We start from the raw sequence: 20,232 nt of genomic DNA, 5'->3' as shown, positions 1-20,232 counted from the left end.
AATGTGCTGTTGCGACTTGCTATCGCACACGTTATAGCATAACGCAATTGATGTAATAACATTACAATTGCAATTCAAGCGGAGTACACCGATGAAATTCGCGATGGCCCTTACCCTCGCAGTCCCTGCCATCTTCTTTGCCGATGCGGGTAGAACGGCGGATGCGCCTGTCGTGGTCACCTCGATCAAGCCTGTTCATTCGCTGGTATCGGCGATCATGCAGGGTGTCGGCACCCCGGAACTGATCGTCGATGGCGCCGCCTCTCCGCACACCTACAATATGAAGCCGTCGAACGCGCGGGCGCTGCAGAACGCCAAGGTGGTGTTCTGGGTCGGCCCGGGCCTCGAGGCATTCCTTGAGAAGCCTCTGGAAGCCATCGGATCAGACGCCGTCGTCGCCGAGCTCGACAAGGCGCCCGGTCTCACGAAGCTCAAGTTCCGCGAAGGCGGCGCCTTCGAACCCCACGATGACGGCGACCACGACGGTGAAGATCATCATGACGGCGATGGACACGACCATGCCCATGCAGACGCCGATCATGACCACGATCATGGTGCATTCGACACCCATCTCTGGCTTGATCCGCAAAATGCCAAAGCGATGGCTGCCGAGATCACCACCACCCTCGTCGCTGCCGACCCCGCGAATGCCCTCACCTACCAGGCCAACGCCAAGACGTTGGACGACAAGCTTGACGCGCTGGACACGGAAATTTCAGGCATCGTGTCACCGGTCAAGGACAAGCCGTTCATCGTCTTCCACGACGCCTACCAGTATTTCGAGAACCGTTATCATGTGCGGGTCGCCGGCTCGATCACCGTCAGCCCCGAAACGATCCCCGGCGCGGAACGCATTGCGGAGATCCACAAGAAGGTCGGTGAACTCGGCGCCACCTGCGTCTTCGCCGAACCCCAGTTCCAGCCGCGACTGGTCGATGTCGTGATCGAGGGAACCAAGGCCAAGGCCGGCGTCCTCGATCCCGAGGCCGCCACGCTCGATGCCGGGCCGGACCTCTATTTCAACCTCATGCGTGGCCTAGCCAACAGCATGAAGGATTGCCTTTCGCGGGAAAGCTGAAAGGCGGCAAAGGCGGACCTAGCAGTCCGCCTTTTTCAGCACGCCATATGTAATGGTATAACATAATGGAGATATTAAGTGGATAAGAAGCTTCCCGTAACGGTGCTGTCGGGCTTTCTCGGCGCCGGCAAGACAACGCTGCTCAATCACATCCTTGGAAACCGGCAGGGTTTGCGCGTCGCGGTCATTGTCAACGACATGAGCGAGGTAAACATCGACGCGGCTCTGGTGCGCGACGGTGGCGCGAACCTGTCACGAACCGACGAACAACTGGTGGAGATGACCAACGGCTGCATCTGCTGCACGCTGCGTGACGATCTGCTGAAGGAAGTCCGCCACCTGGCGGAACAGGGACGCTTCGATTACCTCCTGATCGAATCGACGGGAATTGCCGAGCCGCTGCCGGTCGCGACGACCTTCGAGTTCCGCGACGAGAACGGCGAAAGCCTCTCCGACATCGCAAGGCTCGATACCATGGTCACGGTGGTCGACGCCGCCAACCTGCTCTCGAACTATGCGTCTGCGGACTTTCTGGCCGATCGCGGCGAAACAGCAGGCGATGGCGACGTCAGGACGATCATCGACCTGCTGGTTGAGCAGATAGAATTCGCCGATGTGATCGTCCTCAACAAGATCGGCACTGCGACGTCGGCTGAACGCCAGGCGGCTCGCCAGATCATCGTCGGACTCAATCCCGATGCCAGACTTGTCGAAACCGACTTCGGCCGGGTAGACCTTGGCGACGTGCTGGGAACGGGACGCTTTGACATCGATCACGCCGAAACGCATCCCCTCTGGTACAAGGAGTTGCATGGCTTTTCCGACCATGTGCCGGAGACCGAGGAATACGGCATCCGCTCATTCGTCTATCGGGAAAAGCGGCCCTTCGAACCGGCCAAGCTGCAGCGCTTCTTCGATACCACTTGGCCCGGGGTCGTCAGGGCGAAGGGCTTCTTCTGGCTGGCGACGCGCCCGCATCACGTCGGAGAAGTCAGCCAGGCCGGAGCGCTGCTGCGGACAGGCAAGATGGGGCTCTGGTGGTCGTCGGTGCCGCGCGAGCGATGGCCTGACGATCAACGCTTCCTGACGGCCATATCGCCCTATCTCGACCCCGTCTGGGGCGACCGCCGGCAGGAGATCGTCTTCATAGGCAGCGATCCGATGGATGAGGATTGGATAAGGAGGCAGCTCGACGCCTGCCTTGTGCCAGAGGAGACCTTTGCGCCTGAAAAGTGGCGCGGGTTGCCTGATCCCTTCGCGAGTTGGGGAGAGCGCGTGGCGTGACGGCGCAAGCTCCGAAACCCTATCGCTGTCACTGCGAGGAATGCGACACTCTGCCGCCGATCGAGGGATTGGCTGCACCGCGACAAGCGGAAGTCGAAACAGGCGCCATTGCTCGGCTAGGCGCCGCGATGCAGCGGCTCCTGCGCAAACAGGCGCCCGATTGAATCAGAAGGGCGGCATTCAAGCCGCCCTTCCAGATATCAAGTGTTGTGCTTAGCGAATGACGATATTCGCGATCACGCCGTTGACCGAGCCGATGAGCAGGAAGTCGTTGTTGACCTGTACCCAACGATAGCCGCGCGGCGGAGCCGAAAGGCGGTAGCGATGATAGTCTCGCACATCGCGCATGTTGCGGCGCTCGGCCTGCGTCATGCGATGGCCGCGCGACCACTTATACTTCTTGACGTGAACATCGCGCTCCACAACGACCGGCCGACGATGATCCTGAGCGCTCGCTTCGGTCGTTGCCAGCAGCGGAGCGGCAATCACAGTAGCGGCGAGAAGGAGGGTGGTGAGCTTTTTCATTGGGAGGTTCCTTTGTGTTGAACACGCCCAGAACCTAGGCCCAAAAAGATGAACCGAAACTGAAATTTTTATTAAATTTCCGTAATCAGAACAATGGCTTATTAAATCATTCTAATGTTTTAGTCGCTAGAGAAGCGGCGGATCAGTGCCATGCGGATGACGTCAAGCAAGCGCCCATCAATGCACACTGCATCCGTTCCTATTCCCTCGCGGATGAAACCGACGCGCTCGTAGAGGCGGATGGCGCGGGCATTGTCTGCGTGAACACCGAGCTCGATTCTGGCCAATCCTTTCCGCTGTGCATCATCAATTGTCGCCCTTATCAACCGCTCCCCAAGGCCCTGCCCGCGAAAGCCAGGCAGTACCCCCATACCAAGTGCACCGCCATGCGCATGGACCGGTTGAGAATGACGACGAACGTCACACCAACCGATCACCTCATCATCCGACAACGCCACGAACTGCGAGTGGCCGTTTTCGATCATGTCTCTGACGAAGACGCGCGTGCTTTCGAGCGGCGGCGCCTGCAAGAACGTCAAATAGCGCCGCTCGCGGGCAACTGTGTCGAGCGCACGGTGAAAGCCCTCGATGTGTTTGTCCGAGATCGGCTCTATGGTGATTTCGGTCATCTGCGCCCTCCGCTTCACAGCTCGTCGTAATTGAACCAGTCGAAATCTGCCGTCTTTGCACGCCCCGACGTATCGAAGGCGAAGACGCCGGCGAAGGCGCCGGTAAACGAGCCATGCTCGCCACGCCCACCTTCATCGGAAACGACGCCGGCATCAAGGACCGGACCGATTGGCTGCCACGCCCCCTTGCCTTCCGTCTGCCAGAAGAACTGCAGGTCGTTGTCCCTGATTTCCATGGAAAGCTGCACGCGTCCCCCCGCCGGAATGGCGACGCCGCTGCCTGCCGGGAAGCTCAGGCGGCTGTTCGGGTAATCGCCATCGCAGGAAAAGATCGTGACGCAGCGCCCCAGCTTTTCATGCAGGGTCACGCCGATCGCATGGAATTTGTGCCTGTTGTAATAGTGGGTCAGGCCGGCGACCTGCTGGTAGGTGTCGGGGTCGAACTCAACCACCGTTTCCGCCCGGAAGCTGTGGTGCTCCTGCCGACGCGCGACCAGAGACTGTTCGAACCACGAGCCGATGCTTTCGCGCGCAATCAGTCTCAAGTGCCCTGCCCGGTCCGTCAGGTTGAAGATGCGCTCCGGCTTCGGCGTACGCAGCCACTGGAAGTCGGCAGGCAGGCTGCCGCCGTCGAAACTGTATTCGCTGCGCATGGGCTTCTCGGCGGGCACGGCGCCAGCCAGTCCCGGCACGGTGACATCGGGAACAGTGGTGCCATTTTCGAGATAGAGCCAACCATCCTCCTTCCAGACGCACTTCTGCAGGCTGGTTTCGCGCCCCAGCGTGCAGCGGCGTTTCGGCGGCATCGGACGGCCGCAGAGATGCGTGTGGTAGACCTGTCCATCAGGCGTCTCGACATACTGGCCGTGCCCTGCCCGCTGCAGAACGGCTTCCGGATGATCCTTCGAGGTGATGAGGTGCTTGTTCGGATGCATCTCGTAGGGACCGTCGATGGTACGCGAACGCGCCATCGTCACGGCATGATCGTAGCCGGTGCCGCCCTCGGCAGTCGTCAGGTAGTAGTAGCCGTTGCGCTTGAAGAGATGCGGTCCTTCGACCAGACCGAGCGGGCTTCCCGCGAAGATGTTCTTGATCGGCCCTTTCAGCGACTTTGTCGTTGCGTCCCATTCCTGCATCAGGATGCCGTCGAAGGCCGGCGACTTCGGCGCACCGCCGAAGCTCTCCGTCCGGTGGTTCCACTGCATGTTGAGGAACCACTTGCGGCCGTCATCATCGTGGAACAGCGACGGGTCGAAACCGGAGGAATTCACGTAGACTGGCTCGGACCAGTCGCCCTCGATCGTTGGCGACGTCACGATGTAGTTGTGCGCGTCCTTGAAGTTGCCGTCGAAACGCTTGACGTCGGTATAAACCAGCCAGAACAGCCCATCGGCATAGGAAAGACAGGGAGCCCATACGCCGCAGCTATCAGGATTGCCGCGCATGTCGAGCTGCGACTGGCGCTCGAGCGGACGGCGCACCAGCGTCCAGTTCACGAGATCGCGCGAATGATGGATCTGGACGCCAGGATACCATTCGAACGTCGAGGTGGCGATGTAGTAGTCGTCGCCGACGCGGCAGATGGATGGATCCGGGTTGAAGCCCGGCAGGATCGGGTTGCGGATCATGGTGAAAGCTCCTCCCTGAAATACGCGCGCAGCTTGCGGCACGTACATCAAAACTCATTCAAAAAACGCCCGGAAGGTCGTTCCGGGCGCTCAGGTTACTCGCGTTCCGCGGACTTGGCCCACAGATTGATGTCAGCCTCACGGGCGTAGCCATCGATTTCCCTGAGCTCTTCTGCAGTGAAGTCGAGATTGTCGAGCGCCTTGACGCAATCGACGATCTGCGACGAGCGGCTGGCGCCGATCAGCGCTGATGTCACGCGGTCCCCTCGCAGCACCCAGGCGATCGCCATCTGCGCCAGCGTCTGGCCGCGGCGTTCCGCGATCTCGTTGAGCTTGCGGATGTTGTCGATGATCTGAGGCCGGATGAAGTCCTTCTTCAGGAAGTGGTTCTGCGCCGCACGGCTATCGCCAGGAATGCCGCCGAGATACTTCGTCGTCAGCATGCCCTGCGCCAGCGGCGAGAACACGATCGAGCCCATGCCGACCTCATCAAGCGTATCGAGCAGCTTGTCGTCCTCGACCCAGCGGTTGAGCATGGAATAGCTCGGCTGGTGGATCAGGCACGGCGTGCCGAGGTCCTTGAGGATGGCAGCGGCCTCGCGGGTGCGCTGCGAATTGTAGGACGAAATGCCGACATAGAGCGCACGGCCGGAACGAACGATATGATCGAGCGCACCACAGGTTTCCTCCAGCGGCGTATCCGGGTCGAAGCGGTGCGAATAGAAGATGTCGACATAATCGAGGCCCATGCGCTTCAGGCTCTGGTCGCAGGAAGCGATCAGATACTTGCGGCTGCCCCACTCGCCATAAGGACCCGGCCACATGTCGTAGCCTGCCTTGGACGAAATGATCAGCTCGTCGCGCAGACCGGAAAATTCCGTGCGCAGGATTTCGCCAAACGCGGTTTCGGCGCTGCCGGGAGGCGGGCCGTAGTTGTTGGCGAGGTCGAAATGCGTGATGCCGAGATCGAAGGCCGTGCGGCACATGTCGATCTTGCGGTCATGCGGCGTGTCGCCGCCGAAATTATGCCAGAGGCCGAGCGAAACGGCCGGCAGCTTCAGGCCGGAACGGCCCGTGCGGTTATACTTCATCTTTGAATAGCGGTCGGAAGCCGGTTGCCAGCTCATAATTCTGATCCTTTAAGCAAAAAGGCGCGGGCTCGTCGCCCGCGCCGGACCATAGTCCTTTGGACGCTTACTTCAAGAGCGCCTGTGCTTCTTCGATGCCAAGCGCGGCTGGCTGCGTGCAGGTCGTCGTCAGCTCGATGAAGCGGCCCTCTTCGCCCGATTTCAGGATCGACGTCATGACGTCGACGCCGTGCAGCGTGCGATCGAGCGAGCAACGGGCATCGCGGCCCTCGATGATCGCCATCGCCATGTCGGCAAGACCGGCAGTGCGGTAGTTGGCGCGCGGTCCCTGCGGGCTCTCCTGGTTGAAGATGCCGAACGGATGCTCCCAGCCTTCGACAGGCTTGATGTCCTTGTCCGTGCCGCTGGCTTCGACAACGCCGCCGAAGAAGTTCGGATCCGGCACGTAGATGGAGCCCTCGGTACCGTAGAGCTCCATGTTGGCATGGCGGTGAGACCAGACGTCCCAGCTCGCCGTCAGCGTGACAGTCGCGCCGCTGACGAATTCCAGGATCGCCTGGATCGTCGTCGGCGTTTTCACCGGGATGATTTCGCCATGACGCGGCTGGCTGGTGATTGTGCGGGTTTCGGACGCCATGGACGTCATGGCGCCGACGCGCTTCACCGGTCCTATCAGGTTGATCAGGTTGGCGATGTAGTACGGGCCGAGATCGAGGATCGGGCCGCCGCCCGGCAGGAAGAAGAAGTCCGGGTTCGGATGCCACATTTCCATGCCCGGGCTCATGACGTAGCACGCGCCAGAGGTGACGCGGCCGATGCCGCCTTCGTCGATATACTTGCGGGCGAGCTGATGCGCGCCACCGAGGAAGGTGTCAGGTGCGCAACCGACGGAGAGGTTTTTCTGCTTGGCGATGCGACGCAGCTCCTCACCCTGCTCGAGGGTGAGAACCAGCGGCTTTTCCGAATAGACATGCTTGCCGGCTTCGAGGATCGCCTTCGAAACCGGGAAATGCGCGTCCGGGATGGTCAGGTTGACGACGACGTCAACCTCGTCATTGGCGAGGAGCTCGTCGATCGTCTGCGCCTTGACGCCGTATTCCTCGGCGCGTGCCTGGGCAGCCTGCACGTTGATATCCGCGCAAGCCACAACCTTGAGTCCCTTGAAAAGCGGGGCCAGCGAAAAGTAGGTGGTGGAGATGTTGCCGCATCCGATGATGCCGACGCCAAGTTCCTTGGTCATGATGTGCCTCAGTAGGTCTTGAAGGATGCGATCGAGCGGGTGATCAGGCGATCGACATCAGCCGGATTGTCATGCTCGACGACGTAATGCTTGGTCTTGGTGCCCTTGAGAGCCGCAATGAGCTTTGCCCAGGGCAGCGTGCCGTGGCCGACGTCTGCCCAGCCATCCTCGTTCTTGTTCTCACCTGCAGGTGCAATGTCCTTGACGTGAACAGAGGTGATGCGCGAGCCGAGCTTTTCGATCCACGCAAACGGATCCGCACCGCCGCGAACGACCCAGGCGATGTCGGCTTCCCAGGAAATGTCAGGCGCGCCTTCGAAGATGCGCTCGATCGGGAGCGAACCGTCGGCGAGCTTCACGAATTCGAAGTCGTGGTTGTGCCAGCCGAACTCGTAGCCCGCATCCTTGTACGGCTTGCTCATTTCCTGCAGGCGCTTGCCGAATGCCAGCCAGCCGGCACCATCGGTCGGGCGCTGCTCGGCGGCCAGATGCGGCGCATAGATCGAGTCCATGCCGAGGATCTTGGCGATATTCAGCGACTTCTTGACTTCGCCGTCCAGGAAATCGGGGCTGAAATGGCCGCTCGCCATGACAAGACCGTTCTTGTCCAGTTCCGCACGCAGGCTATTCAGGCCGGCATCGTCGAGATCGGCGTAGATGCCGCCGAAGCCTTCGACTTCCTGGTAGCCGGCCTTGCCGAGCTTTTCGAAGATCGCCGAATAGGGCTGGAAGTTGCGGGCGCTGTAAAGCTGGAAACTCAGTTTCGTCATCATTCCTCCTCGGGCCTCGTGCCCATTACATTTCAGTCAGGATCAATCCACGGACTGACAGGATTGCAGGTCGTAGAAACGGAAATCCGGTAGCGCGCCGCCCTCGAGCGGCGTTGCCGGGGTGAAGGTGATGCGGCGCGTCTCGCCCGCCGCCAAATCGAAGGCATTGTCGGAATACTTGCCGTCGGTGTCGGTCTCGATCATCACGAAGAGCGCAAGTCCCTTCGCGGTGACGTTGAGGCAGACGGAGCCGTCTTCCTCGACATATTCGTGCGTGACCATCAGGCCCGCCGGCTCGAGTTCCAGCGCCTTGTAGGTGCCGTGCACATAGTGCCCCTCGCCGCCCATCCCATTCGATGCGGTAAAGCGCCAGGCAAGCAGCGTGCCCGCGGGGATCTCCGACACGTCGATGCTGGTGGCCGTCACCGCAGCGTCAGGCGTACAGACCGCCTGCACATCCTTCAGGTGCTTGCGCTCGCCCTTCATGTCGATAACGGAGATCGACAGGTCGACGCTCACTTCTGCGAGCGTATCGTTGACCAGCGAGAAACGGATCTGCTTGCCGTCTTCCGATGGGATGGCGGCGACCGCCACCGGCTGGAAGAAGCGCTTGACTAGATAGTGCATCGCCTTCCAGCGGCCGCCGTAATCGAGGCTCGACCAGGAGGCAACAGGCCAGGTGTCGTTGAGCTGCCAGTAGATCGTGCCCATGCAATGCGGCTTCAGCGACCGCCAGTATTCCACCGCCGTCTTGATCGCGAGACCCTGCTGGATCTGGCTGAGATAGACGAAGTTCGGGAAATCCTTCGGGAAGCGGAAATAGCGGAACATGGTCCCGGCAATACGCTCGTTGCCGCCCGCATTCTTCTGGTGCAGTTCCATGACCGGAGACGCGACGTTCATGTCCTTGGCGTCGGCATAGGTCTTGATGACGGGCAGCGACGTGTAGGATTGGAAACCGAATTCCGAGCAGAAGCGCGGACGCACTGAACGATAATTGTCGAACGACTTGTTCTCATGCCAGACCGACCAGTAGTGCATGTCGCCGGAACCGTCGGCATGCCAGGCATCGCCGAAATCGAGATAGCCGGATGCCGGGCTCGACGGCCACCAGATCGCATCAGGGGCTGCCTTCTTCATCGCCTGCTCGATCACGCGGTTCAGGCGATCGTAGGAGACTAGATAGCGGTCGCGGTCCTTGCGCGATTCCTCGAACCAGGTCAGCGCCCCCACGAGTTCGTTGTCCCCGCACCAGAGCGCGATCGACGGATGCGAGTTCAGGCGGCGGACCTGATAGTCAACTTCGAGCGAAACGTTATCGAGGAAGTCTTCGGTCGAGGGATAGAGGTTGCAGGCGAACATGAAGTCCTGCCAGACCATGAGGCCAAGCCGGTCGCAGAGATCGTAGAAATGATCGTGTTCGTAGAAGCCGCCGCCCCAGACACGGATCATGTTCATGTTGGCCGATTTGGCCGACTGCAAGAGATCCTCGGTCTTTTCGGGCGACGAGAGCGAAAACAGCGCATCGGCAGGGATCCAGTTGGCGCCGCGGCAAAAGATCTCCCGGCCGTTCACCTTCAGCGCAAAACGGGCGCCAGCAGCATCCGGCGTCGTGATCAGTTCGACGGTGCGAAGACCGATCTGCTTGGTGACGGCATCCGATGGCAAATCGACCGTCAGCGCATAAAGCGCCTGCTCGCCGCTGCCCGCCGGCCACCAGAGCCGCGGCTTCTCGATTTCGAAGACATGATTGACGACCGTTTCGCCGGCTCCGACACCAACGTCGAGACGAATGCGCTCGCCATCGAGCGAGAAATGCACGGGCACGATGCCCGGATTCTTGGCAAACAGGGTCGCGGTTACTTGGAGGTTTACGGAACCATTGAGGTTATGAACCTGCCGCGTCGTGACGTGCTCGATGCGAGCCGTTTCGAGCTTGCGCAGTGCGATCCTCCCGTAGAGGCCGAGTGGAGCGATGGCGATGTTCCAGTCCCAGCCGAAATGGCACTGCGGCTTGCGCAGCATGTTGCCGTTGGGGATCGGCGAATTACCTGTCGAATAGGGAATATAGAAAGGCTGCCTCGCTTGCCGGTCGGCGCCTGCCGCGATGCTCGAGTGCAGCACGATACGAATAACGTTGTCGCCGGCCTTCAGCTGGCCGCCGACATCAGGCCGGTAGCGCCGGAAGCTGTTGTCCGCGAGCAGGACCGGCGAGCCGTTGATGAAGACAGCGGCCACCGTATCGAGATAATCAATATCGAGATACCAGTCGCCATCCGGCTCCGACAGCGTGAAACTGCGCTCAAGAACCCAGTCGCGATGCGCCACCCACTGGATGACTTCCTCGTTGCGGCCAAAATAGGGATCCGGAATAAGCTCGGCGGCATGCAGCGCAGTGTGCACATCACCCGGCAGTGTAATCGCCGTCGTAACTTCGCCATCGGCTGAGCTGAGAGTCCACGATCCGGAAAGGTCGAGGTTGAACCCGTTTGTCGGCAAGGATGTCATAGCAGTATCCTGATCGGGCCGCGCTTGGGAATGCCCGCACAAGCGAGCCGCAGCCGAACTTGGTGGCCAGATGGCCGATTGGACGAACGGGCGGAACCAGAGCTCCGCCCGCATTGCGGTTTCTAAAGGCGCAGCTCGGTCTCGGCATCGAAGATCGACGCCAACGACATATCGAAACCGAGCTTGACGGCCGTGCCGGGATTGAAGCGGCGCGCGCCATTGATACGCACCGACATCGTGTGGCCGGCGTGCTTCAGCCAGAGCAGGTTGTCGGCGCCCATCGGCTCTTCGATGTCAACAGTCGCATCGTGAACCTCGGCACCGAGGTTCTCGTTGACCTTCACATGTTCCGGACGAACCCCGAGGATAACCTTGCGGCCGGCCTGCAGCGTTTCCGGCGTGTCGTACTCAGCGATGGAGAAATTAACGCCATTGGCGGTGAAGAACGTCTGATCTCCCTGCTTCGTGATCTCACCACGCAGGAAGTTCATCGACGGCGAGCCGATGAAGCCGGCGACGAAGAGGTTGCGCGGCCTGTTGTAGATCGTCGTCGGATCGGCAAGCTGCTGGATGATGCCGTTCTTCATGATGGCGATACGATCGGCGAGCGTCAGCGCCTCGATCTGGTCGTGGGTCACGTAGATCATCGTATTCTTCAGCGACTGGTGCAGGCGCTTGATTTCGACGCGCAGCTCCGAACGCAGCTTGGCGTCGAGGTTCGACAACGGTTCGTCGAACAGGAACACATCCACATCGCGCACAAGGGCACGGCCGATGGCGACGCGCTGGCGCTGGCCGCCCGAAAGCTCGGCCGGCTTTCGCTTCAGGAGCGGCTGGATCTGCAGGATTTCGGCGGCGCGCGCCACGCGCTTGTCGATCTCCTGCTGCGGCACCTTGGCGACCTGCAGGCCGAAGGACAGGTTCTTCTCGACGCTCATCTGCGGATAAAGCGCGTAGGACTGGAACACCATGCCGATGCCGCGGTCCTTCGGCTCTTCCCAGGTGACGTTCTTGCCCTTGATGAAGATCTGGCCGTCGGAAGCGTCAAGCAGGCCGGCGATGCAGTTGAGCAAGGTGGACTTGCCGCAGCCGGACGAACCGAGCAGCACGAGAAACTCGCCGTCGTTGATCTCGAGATTGAGATCCTTGAGAACGCTGACAGCGCCGAAATTCAACGAAAGGTCTTTGATGGAAACGCTCGAATTCATGGATCAGCCTTTCACTGCGCCGGCGGCGATGCCACGGACGAACAGACGTCCCGATACGAAGTAGACAACGAGCGGCACCAGACCCGTCAGGATCGTTGCGGCCATGTTGACGTTGTATTCCTTCACGCCCTGGACAGAATTGACGATGTTGTTGAGCTGCACGGTCATCGGATAGTATTCCGGACGGGTGAAGACCACGCCGAACAGGAAGTCGTTCCAGATGCCGGTGACCTGCAGGATCATGGCGACGACGAAGATCGGCAGCGACATGGGCAGCATGATCTTGAAGAAGATCTGCCAGAACCCCGCCCCGTCGATACGCGCAGCCTTGAAAAGCTCCTGCGGCAGCGATGCGAAGTAGTTTCGGAACAGCAGCGTCAGGATCGGCATGCCGAAGATCGAGTGTACGATGATCAGGCCGGTCAGCGTTCCGTAGATGCCGAGTTCACGCAGCACGATAACGATCGGATAGATCATCACCTGGTAGGGAATGAACGCACCGACGACGAGGATCGCGAAGAACAGCTCCGATCCCTTAAAGCGCCAGTTGGCGAGCGCGTAGCCGTTCACCGAGGCAATCGCGATCGAAACGACCACCGAGGGAACGGTGATGCGCACCGAATTCCAGAAACCGCGCGAGAGACCGTCGCAGTTTAGACCGGTGCAGGCCGTTGCCCAGGCTTTTACCCAAGGCTCGAAGGTGATCTCGACAGGCGGCGAGAAGATGTTGCCAAGCCGGATCTCAGGCATGCCCTTCAGCGACGTGACGATCATCACGTAAAGCGGCAGCAGGTAATATGCAGCGGCAACGAAGAGCGTGCCGTAGAGCATGATGTTGCGCGGAGAAATGACGCGCTTCGGCTTCGGACCGCTGGGGCCGGATACGGACTTGCCGGACGCGGCAGTGTTGAGAGCAATAGCATCAGGCACGTTTACGCCCTCCGAATTCCAGGTAGGCCCAGGGAATGATGATGATCGCAACGGTGATCAGCATCATGGTCGAGGCAGCAAAGCCCTGCCCCAGATTCTGCGCCTGGAACATGTAGTCGTAGACGTATTTTGCCGGCACTTCCGACGCGATGCCGGGACCGCCCGATGTCTGCGCTACGACGAGGTCGTAGACCTTGACGATGCCGCTGGCGATGATGACGAGCGTCGTGATGAACACCGGCCGCATCATGGGGATGACGATGAAGAGATAGGTCTTCCACATCGGGATACCGTCGACACGCGCGGCCTTCCAGATGTCTTCATCGATACCGCGCAGACCGGCGAGCATCAGGCACATGACAAGCCCTGTCCCCTGCCAGAGAGCGGCAATCAGGATGCCATAGATGACAATGCTTGGCGTATAGAGCGGGTCGAAGGTGAAGCTCGTCCAGCCGAGCGAACGGACCACCGATTGAATGCCGAACTCAGGATTGAGCACCCATTGCCAGACAAGGCCGGTCACGATGAAGGACAGGGCGAAAGGGTAAAGGAAGATCGTGCGGAACGTATTCTCGAACCGGATCTTCTGGTCCATCAGCGCCGCCAGCACAAAGCCGATGACAAGGCTGAATATGAGCGAGAGAGCGCCGTAGACGGCAAGATTCTGGATGGAAACGATCCAGCGAGGCGCAGCCCAAAGGCGCTCATACTGGTCGAAGCCCACGAAGCTCAACCGCGGAAGGAGCTTCGAATTGGTGAATGAGTAGAACACCGTCCAAGCCGTGCCGCCGAGGAAAATGACCAAGGCGGTAAGGATCATCGGAATGGACGCAATCTTCGAATTCAGATTGCGCAGTAGTTGATTTGGCCGGCCTGCTTTCGCTTGACCCGTCATTGTGACTCCTCCTGAATCGCAATTCATCTGTGATCCAGAGCGGCGAACCGTCTGCCGGTCGCCCCCTCTTTCACTCCCATACCAAGGTCGAACGGCGACTATGGACGCGCGAATGAACCTCGGTCACTGCCGCACCCGGATCACGATGGGAGTTCCGGGAAATCCGGCTCCGTTTGACGGAGCCGGATCGCTACAGTGTCGGAATGCGACGATCAGTCGGCAGAAGCGATGATCTCGGCGAAACGCTTCTGAGCGTCTTCCGGCGTCATCGACGGATTAGCGAAGAACTCCGAGAAGAGGTCTTCTTTCTGCTTCTGGCTGTCAGCCGAGAGAAGCTGGTCCGTGCCTTCGATCACATTGCCCTTGGACAGGATGTCGAGACCCTTCTTCATGCAGTCGTTGGCGGCCGCGAGGTCAACGTCGCCGCGAACGGGCAACGAGCCCTTCTTCAGGTTGAAGGCAACCTGCGTCTTGGGATCGAGAAGCGTCTTGGCGAGAACGTCCTGCGCCTTCGACTTGGCTTCATCCTTGAGCAGCGGGAAGTAGAACGCATCACCGCCGGTGGAGATGATCTCGTTCACGCCGAGGCCCGGAAGGCAAGTGTAGTCGGTGCCAGCCTTCTGGCCGGCCAGCGCGAACTCGCCCTGTGCCCAGTCACCCATGATCTGACCACCGGCCTTGCCTGTGATGACGAGGTTGGTTGCCTGGTTCCAATCCTGGACGTTGCTGCCCTTCGACATCTTGCGAGCGTCGTCGGCAGCCTTGAACACCTTGGCAATCTCAGGACCAGCGGCCGCTTCAGCGTCCTTGTCCTTGAACACCTTATGGAAGGTATCCTTGCCGGCGATGGCAACCATCAGCACGTCGAACGCGCCAGCGGCCTGCCACGGCTGACCGCCGACGGCGAGCGGAACGATCCCTGCCTTTTCAAGCGCCGGTGCGGCGGCGACGAATTCGTCCCAGTTCTTCGGCACTTCGACGCCAGCCTTCTTGAAGGCCGCGTTCGAGAGCCACAGCCACTGCCAGGAGTGGATGTTGACGGGAGCGCAATAGATCTTGCCGTCGATCGTGCAGGAATCGAGCAGGCTCGACGGACGAATGATGTCCTTCCAATGCTCGGCAGTCGCGACGTCGGTGAGGTCGCGCATCAGGCCGGACTGAACCAGTTCTTCTGCCTGACGACCATGGTTGAACTGCGTGGCACCCATCGGGTCACCACCGGTGATGCGGCTGACCATGATCGGACGCGCAGTGCCGCCGGAACCGGCGATTGCACCGTCGACCCACTTGTTGCCGGTCGCATCGAATGCCTTTGCGAATTCCGCCACGGCGGCAGCTTCGCCACCGGATGTCCACCAATGGGTGACTTCAAGATCGGTCGCATTTGCCGCACCGAGCGGCAGCACGACGGAAGCGGCAAGCGCAGCCGCCATCAAACGAAAATTCATGAGTTCTCCTCCCTCACTGAAACGTTGCCGGAAAAACTTAGTTCAATCGATATTTGGGTGCAACAGCCCTCCCCCAAAATTTTTCTTTTGGCGACCAATTGCTACCATTGCCTGCCGAAACGCATTGATTTTCAACAGGCTGCGGCAAAGATATGCGACCACCTTAGCACGCGCACAACGAAACTATACATTTGTTTTTATTATTTTATTTATGGACACCTAGCACCAGAACTTCAAACAGATGCTCGCACATGCAAAAAATTCGGGCAAAATTTCCGAATTCAACCAATGCGAGCAAACGCAATAACCGGCCACCAAAAAGCCCTCGACATTTCAACTGTATCGTTACAGATTTTGCGCCTTGAGGAGACGAGGCAGCTATTGCGTTCTTTGTGCTTACAGCGCTTCGAAAAGACTCTATAAGCGGGACGAAATCGCGCAGGACGGCCTAGAGGGATGGAAAACAAAGCGAATTTTGCAGGAGCGGCTTCCGAGGCAACTCGAGAACGGCCGACGCTGAAGACCATTGCCTTCATGACCGGGCTTGGAGTGACGACGGTGTCTCGAGCACTGAAGGATGCTCCTGATATTGGCGCGGAAACCAAGGAGCGCGTGCGAATGGTCGCCCGCCAGCTCGGCTACCAGCCAAACCGGGCCGGCGTGCGCCTTAGAACGGGCAAGACAAATGTCATCGCGCTCGTTCTCAGCATTGATGAAGAAATCATGGGCTTCAGCAGCCAGATGGTCTTCGGGATTTCCGAAGTGCTGACCGGTACGCCCTACCACATCGTCGTTACCCCACACTCTCACAGCAAGGATCCGATGCTGCCGGTGCGCTACATCCTGGAAACCGGATCGGCTGACGGCGTCATCATCTCGCGCATCGAGCCTGACGATCCGCGCGTTCGCCTGCTCGTCGAACATAACATGCCCTTTGCCACGCACGGCCGCACCGATTCTGGACTTAGCCATCCCTTTCATGATTTCGACAATGAAGCCTTCGCCCATCAGGCCGTCGAGAAACTGGTCGGCAGAGGCCGCAAACGCATCGCCATCCTCCAGCCACCAAGCAAGCTGACCTACTATACGCACACCCGCATCGGCTTCCAGACGGGCCTGCATGACTATGGCGCCGAGGAAGTGCCGTTGCGCGTCACGATCGACAATCCGCTGGAGGAAATCCGCAACGCTGTCGAGGTGATGATGCGCGCGCCGAATGCGCCTGACGGCATCGTCTGTTCAGCAGGAAGCGCTGCTATCGCCGTCAACGCCGGCATAGAGGCTGCCGGCAAGCGGCTTGGCCAGGATGTCGACATGGTCTCAAAGGAATCGGCGCCGATTCTCAACTGGATCCGGCCCGAAATCATCACGGCCTATGAGGATGTCCGCCATGCCGGGCGGGAAATGGCGAAGGCCGTCATCGCGCGCATTGACGGTATAGAGCCAGAGCTGCTGCAAAGCATCAGCCAACCCGTGTGGTCGCGGAAGGGCAATTAGACAGACTTCCGCACACCACGGCAGTGACCGAGATTTGTACTATCCAACAGAGGCCATAGCCATGACGAAGGCGTTGCTGATTATCGACGTTCAGAATGCAATTCTGTCAGGAAAAGGCACCCCCGAGCGCCAGCCCATCATCGATGCGGCGCTGAATGAAACCGTTCAGCGGCTAGAGCTGCTTCGGGCCGAAGCCCATCGCGCCGGTGCACCTGTCGTCCTCGTCCAGCACGATGGAGACCCAGGCCACCGGCTTGAAGTCGGCACCGACGGCTGGGCCATTCGGCCGGAACTGTCGCCCGCCGAAGGTGATGCCGTTGTTCATAAGAGGAGCTCGGATTCGTTCTTTGAAACGGATCTTGCCGACAGACTGCGAGAGCGGAGCGTGACGCATTTGATCGTTGGCGGTTGCATGACACAGTTTTGCGTCGATACGACAGTGAGGCGCGCCGTGTCGCTCGGCTATGATGTCACGTTGGTTGGCGATGGCCACACGACGGCCGATTCCGGAACGCTTGATTTCGCCGATATCGTCGCACACCACAACGAAACGCTTGACGATTTCGACGCTGGCAATGCCCGCATCCTGGTTCGCCCGATGGCGGATATTCGCTTCTGAAGCGGAGGCTGGAGGCCAGCCGGGCGTACCCGGCTGGCAAACTCAGGCGATCTTAGAACGTTGAAGCACCACTGCCCCATGGGCCGTGGTGGAAGTCCTTGCCGTCGAGGCGGTCGAAGCCATGCGCGCCGAAGAAGTCGCGCTGTGCCTGGATCAGGTTGGCGGTGCCGCGGCCCTGGCGATAGGCGTCGAAGTAGGTCAAAGCCGAGGTGAGTGCCGGAACCGGCAGACCGGCCTGAAGGGCGGCACCGACGACGCGGCGCAGCGCCGGCAGCGATTCCTTGACCATCTCGGAGAAAGCAGGCGTCACGATCAGGTTGGCCGCATCCGGAGCATGCGTGAAGGCCGATGTGATCTCGTCGAGGAACTGCGAGCGGATGATGCAGCCGTCGCGCCAGATCTTGGCGATCGTGGGCATCGGCAACGACCACTTGAACTCGCGCGAGGCTTCCGCCATCACCGCGAAGCCCTGGGCATAAGCGCCGATCTTGGCGGCGAAGAGTGCCAGTTCCAGATCCTTGTTGAGTTCTGGCCCGTAAGCGATCGGGAACTTGTATTCCGGCTTACCGAAGATCTTTTCGGCGGCCTCGCGCTCGGTCTTCATCGATGACAGGCTGCGGGCGGCAACAGCCGCTTCGATTGCCGTTGCCGGGATGCCCATGTTCTGCGCTTCGATCGCCGACCACTTGCCGGTGCCCTTCTGGCCGGCCTTGTCGAGGATCATGTCGACCATGGCGCCGCCGGAGATCGGGTCGGTCGCTGCCAGTACCTTCTCGGAGATCTCGATCAGGTAGGAGTTCAGGCGGCCCTTGTTCCAGTCGCCGAAAACGCCGGAAATCTCTTTGGCGCTCTTGCCGAGGCCGTCGCGCAGGATGCCGTAGATTTCGGCGATCATCTGCATGTCGGCATATTCGATGCCGTTGTGGATGGTCTTGACGAAATGGCCGGCGCCGTCATTGCCGAGCCAGGCGACGCAGGGCTCTCCCTTGTACTTGGCGGCAATCGAGGTCAGCACAGGCTCGACGCGCTTCCAGCTGTCTTCCGTGCCGCCGACCATGATCGACGGACCGTGGCGGGCACCTTCCTCGCCGCCCGAAACCCCCATGCCGATGAAGGTCAGGTCGGTGTTCTTCAAGCGATCGAAACGGGCGATCGTGTCGCGGAAGTTGGCATTACCGGCATCGATCATGATGTCGCCCTTGGAAAGATAGGGGCGAAGCGCTTCCATCTGCTGATCGACGGCCTCGCCGGCCTTGATCATGATGATGATCGGACGCGGTGGGCGGATTGCTTCGACGAACTCTTCGATTGTCTTGCAGGGAATGATCTGCTTTTTCAGATCGCCGGCGCTCTCGTAGAATTCATCTGTTTTCTCAGGTGTACGGTTGAAGACGGCAATCTTGTTGCCTTTTTCCGCAATGTTGAGCGCCAGGTTGGACCCCATGACGGCAAGGCCGATCAGCCCGATTTCTGCCTTTTCCACGATACACCTCCGATGAGTCATTTTGGACCGGTGTTGTGGCACTCTCTGGCTCAAACGGCAAGTTCGATTCGGCTTCGAATCGGTCTCGTATTGCCCGCATTGCAAACTAAGCCATATTCTCCGGCAGACTAACAGGAATGGGAACGATGAGCCGCGCAGCACCACAGGAGGCCGCCGTTTTGGCGTCACGTGCCGGTCTTTACAGGGAGTATGCGCCCACGCCCGTGCTTAGGGTTCATTTTCACTGCCTATGGTCACACGATATCGACGTTGGCCCCGGGCGCAGGATTGCAATCGTGCCGGACGGATTTTGTGACATCGTCTGGATCGGTGGCAGGCTTGTCGTTGCCGGACCGGACCGTAGCAGTGCCTTTCCGTCCATTGCCGGTGGCGAGCGGATCGTCGGCGCGCGGTTCGCTCCGGGGGCAGCCGCTGACTGGCTCAAGGTCCCTCTCTCCAACATCGTCGGTCAATCCATTCCCCTGGAGGATTTGTGGGGTGCGGCGGCTTTGAGGTTGAATGAACGGCTGGGCTGCGCCGAGCCGCAAGAACGCCTGCTGCAGTTGAAAGCGGCACTTGAGGAGGAGGCGCCGAAACGCGCTGAACCAGCCCACGATATGGTCTCTGTCTTTGACCGGGCGAGCGACCTTTCGCTATCAGGGAGCGTAGCCGACGCGATGCTCGACGAACTCTCCATCAGCGCCCGCCAACTCCGCCGACGTTGTCACACGCATTTCGGCTATGGACCGAAAACGCTTGGGCGAATTCGCCGGTTTCAGGGCATGCTCGGCCTTTGCCGGAACAGGAAGGCCATTCCGCTCGTGGAGTTGGCATTGGCGGCCGGCTATGCCGATCAGTCTCATATGACCCGGGACGCACGTGAAATTTCCACGCTGACGCCAATGCAGCTTCAGCAGCAGATTTCCGGCTGAACGTCCGTTTTATTCAATACGAAACCGTTCGTTCTGCTATCTCCACCAAGAGCAACAGGAAATCGCCATGTCTACGATGCCCGCAAGGATCATCCACCGTTCCATCAATCGGAATTGGCGGGACGTCTATAACTTTGCAGCCGCTCCGGAGAACATGCCGCTCTGGGCGACGGGATTGGCCTCAGGGCTGGAGCGCAGCGGCGACGACTGGATTGCAGAAGGCGTGCTCGGCACTGTCAAGGTCAGCTTCGTCGCACACAACGAGTTCGGTGTCATCGACCACACGGTGACGATCGAAAGCGGATTGCGGGTCTATAACGCACTGAGGATCGTGCCGAACGGCGATGGTTGCGAAATCATGTTTACCCTGCTGCGCATTCCCGGCATGACGGACGAGCAGTTCGACGCCGACGCCGCCCACGTCGCCAGGGATCTGGCGGCTCTCAAGGCACTGATGGAAGGATAGGAGG

At 59.9% G+C, this 20,232-nt stretch carries 19 protein-coding genes; 7 read left to right on the top strand and 12 right to left on the bottom strand.

The window, feature by feature from the left end; genetic code table 11:
• Positions 1-91: 91 nt before the first annotated feature.
• The 3 genes from znuA to JNB88_RS27110 all read left to right on the top strand — a co-directional run bounded on the left by znuA (position 92) and on the right by JNB88_RS27110 (position 2,526).
• Complete coding sequence (gene znuA / locus JNB88_RS27120; protein WP_220358152.1) at positions 92-1,078, top strand: zinc ABC transporter substrate-binding protein ZnuA; 987 nt, start codon at positions 92-94, stop codon at positions 1,076-1,078.
• A gap of 78 nt (positions 1,079-1,156) precedes the next feature.
• Positions 1,157-2,362, top strand: a complete 1,206-nt coding sequence (locus JNB88_RS27115; protein WP_220358151.1) for a GTP-binding protein — start codon at positions 1,157-1,159, stop codon at positions 2,360-2,362.
• Positions 2,359-2,526 carry a hypothetical protein gene (locus JNB88_RS27110; RefSeq protein ID WP_220358150.1) on the top strand — a complete coding sequence of 56 codons (168 nt, stop codon included), beginning with the start codon at positions 2,359-2,361 and terminating at the stop codon, positions 2,524-2,526. The genes JNB88_RS27115 and JNB88_RS27110 overlap by 4 nt, the downstream gene beginning before the upstream one ends.
• Before the next feature lie 49 nt (positions 2,527-2,575).
• Here the strand turns inward: JNB88_RS27110 and JNB88_RS27105 are convergent, their stop codons facing one another.
• The 11 genes from JNB88_RS27105 to JNB88_RS27055 form a co-directional block, all read right to left on the bottom strand.
• Positions 2,576-2,887 carry an RcnB family protein gene (locus JNB88_RS27105; RefSeq protein ID WP_220358149.1) on the bottom strand — a complete coding sequence of 104 codons (312 nt, stop codon included), beginning with the start codon at positions 2,885-2,887 and terminating at the stop codon, positions 2,576-2,578.
• A 119-nt stretch (positions 2,888-3,006) separates the two neighbouring features.
• On the bottom strand, positions 3,007-3,516 hold the full coding sequence (locus JNB88_RS27100) for a GNAT family N-acetyltransferase (RefSeq protein WP_222858152.1): 510 nt from the start codon (positions 3,514-3,516) through the stop codon (positions 3,007-3,009).
• Between the two features lie 14 nt (positions 3,517-3,530).
• Positions 3,531-5,144, bottom strand: coding sequence for a glycoside hydrolase family 43 protein (locus JNB88_RS27095; protein ID WP_220358147.1), 1,614 nt, complete (start codon positions 5,142-5,144; stop codon positions 3,531-3,533).
• A 95-nt stretch (positions 5,145-5,239) separates the two neighbouring features.
• On the bottom strand, positions 5,240-6,271 hold the full coding sequence (gene mgrA / locus JNB88_RS27090; RefSeq protein WP_220358146.1) for an L-glyceraldehyde 3-phosphate reductase: 1,032 nt from the start codon (positions 6,269-6,271) through the stop codon (positions 5,240-5,242).
• A gap of 67 nt (positions 6,272-6,338) precedes the next feature.
• Positions 6,339-7,472, bottom strand: a complete 1,134-nt coding sequence (locus JNB88_RS27085; protein WP_220358145.1) for a Gfo/Idh/MocA family protein — start codon at positions 7,470-7,472, stop codon at positions 6,339-6,341.
• Positions 7,473-7,480: 8 nt separating this feature from the next.
• Positions 7,481-8,242, bottom strand: a complete 762-nt coding sequence (locus tag JNB88_RS27080; protein ID WP_220358144.1) for a sugar phosphate isomerase/epimerase family protein — start codon at positions 8,240-8,242, stop codon at positions 7,481-7,483.
• Positions 8,243-8,284: 42 nt separating this feature from the next.
• On the bottom strand, positions 8,285-10,750 hold the full coding sequence (locus JNB88_RS27075) for a beta-mannosidase (RefSeq protein ID WP_220358143.1): 2,466 nt from the start codon (positions 10,748-10,750) through the stop codon (positions 8,285-8,287).
• 122 nt (positions 10,751-10,872) lie between these two features.
• A complete protein-coding gene (locus tag JNB88_RS27070) occupies positions 10,873-11,958 on the bottom strand; it encodes an ABC transporter ATP-binding protein (RefSeq protein ID WP_037128496.1) in 1,086 nt (361 codons plus the stop codon).
• 3 nt (positions 11,959-11,961) lie between these two features.
• The gene (locus tag JNB88_RS27065; RefSeq protein WP_037128499.1) at positions 11,962-12,888 is read right to left on the bottom strand and encodes an ABC transporter permease subunit; all 927 of its coding nucleotides are present in this window, start codon (positions 12,886-12,888) and stop codon (positions 11,962-11,964) included.
• Complete coding sequence (locus tag JNB88_RS27060; RefSeq protein WP_220358142.1) at positions 12,881-13,783, bottom strand: carbohydrate ABC transporter permease; 903 nt, start codon at positions 13,781-13,783, stop codon at positions 12,881-12,883. The genes JNB88_RS27065 and JNB88_RS27060 overlap by 8 nt, the downstream gene beginning before the upstream one ends.
• Positions 13,784-13,995: 212 nt before the next feature.
• Positions 13,996-15,231 carry an ABC transporter substrate-binding protein gene (locus JNB88_RS27055; RefSeq protein WP_220358141.1) on the bottom strand — a complete coding sequence of 412 codons (1,236 nt, stop codon included), beginning with the start codon at positions 15,229-15,231 and terminating at the stop codon, positions 13,996-13,998.
• 456 nt (positions 15,232-15,687) lie between these two features.
• On the opposite strand from JNB88_RS27055, the gene JNB88_RS27050 reads away from it, so the two are divergent.
• Positions 15,688-16,728: a LacI family transcriptional regulator gene (locus JNB88_RS27050; protein ID WP_220358140.1), complete on the top strand. Its 1,041-nt coding sequence runs from the start codon at positions 15,688-15,690 to the stop codon at positions 16,726-16,728.
• Positions 16,729-16,789: 61 nt separating this feature from the next.
• Positions 16,790-17,347, top strand: a complete 558-nt coding sequence (locus tag JNB88_RS27045) for a cysteine hydrolase family protein (protein ID WP_220358139.1) — start codon at positions 16,790-16,792, stop codon at positions 17,345-17,347.
• A gap of 52 nt (positions 17,348-17,399) precedes the next feature.
• On the opposite strand, the gene gndA is transcribed toward JNB88_RS27045, so the two are convergent.
• On the bottom strand, positions 17,400-18,851 hold the full coding sequence (gene gndA, locus JNB88_RS27040; protein WP_220358138.1) for an NADP-dependent phosphogluconate dehydrogenase: 1,452 nt from the start codon (positions 18,849-18,851) through the stop codon (positions 17,400-17,402).
• 125 nt (positions 18,852-18,976) lie between these two features.
• Between gndA and JNB88_RS27035 the strand changes: the two genes are divergently transcribed.
• Together JNB88_RS27035 and JNB88_RS27030 are read left to right on the top strand one after the other, a co-directional pair.
• Positions 18,977-19,762: a helix-turn-helix domain-containing protein gene (locus tag JNB88_RS27035; RefSeq protein WP_220358137.1), complete on the top strand. Its 786-nt coding sequence runs from the start codon at positions 18,977-18,979 to the stop codon at positions 19,760-19,762.
• A gap of 67 nt (positions 19,763-19,829) precedes the next feature.
• Complete coding sequence (locus tag JNB88_RS27030; protein ID WP_220358136.1) at positions 19,830-20,228, top strand: SRPBCC family protein; 399 nt, start codon at positions 19,830-19,832, stop codon at positions 20,226-20,228.
• The last annotated feature ends 4 nt before the right edge of the window (positions 20,229-20,232 follow it).

It is taken from the genome of Rhizobium cauense (genome assembly GCF_019511525.1).
Taxonomy (GTDB): Bacteria; Pseudomonadota; Alphaproteobacteria; order Rhizobiales; family Rhizobiaceae; genus Rhizobium; species Rhizobium cauense.
The sequence above is the reverse complement of the archived record's forward strand: the minus strand, read 5'-3'. Positions and strand labels throughout refer to the sequence as shown.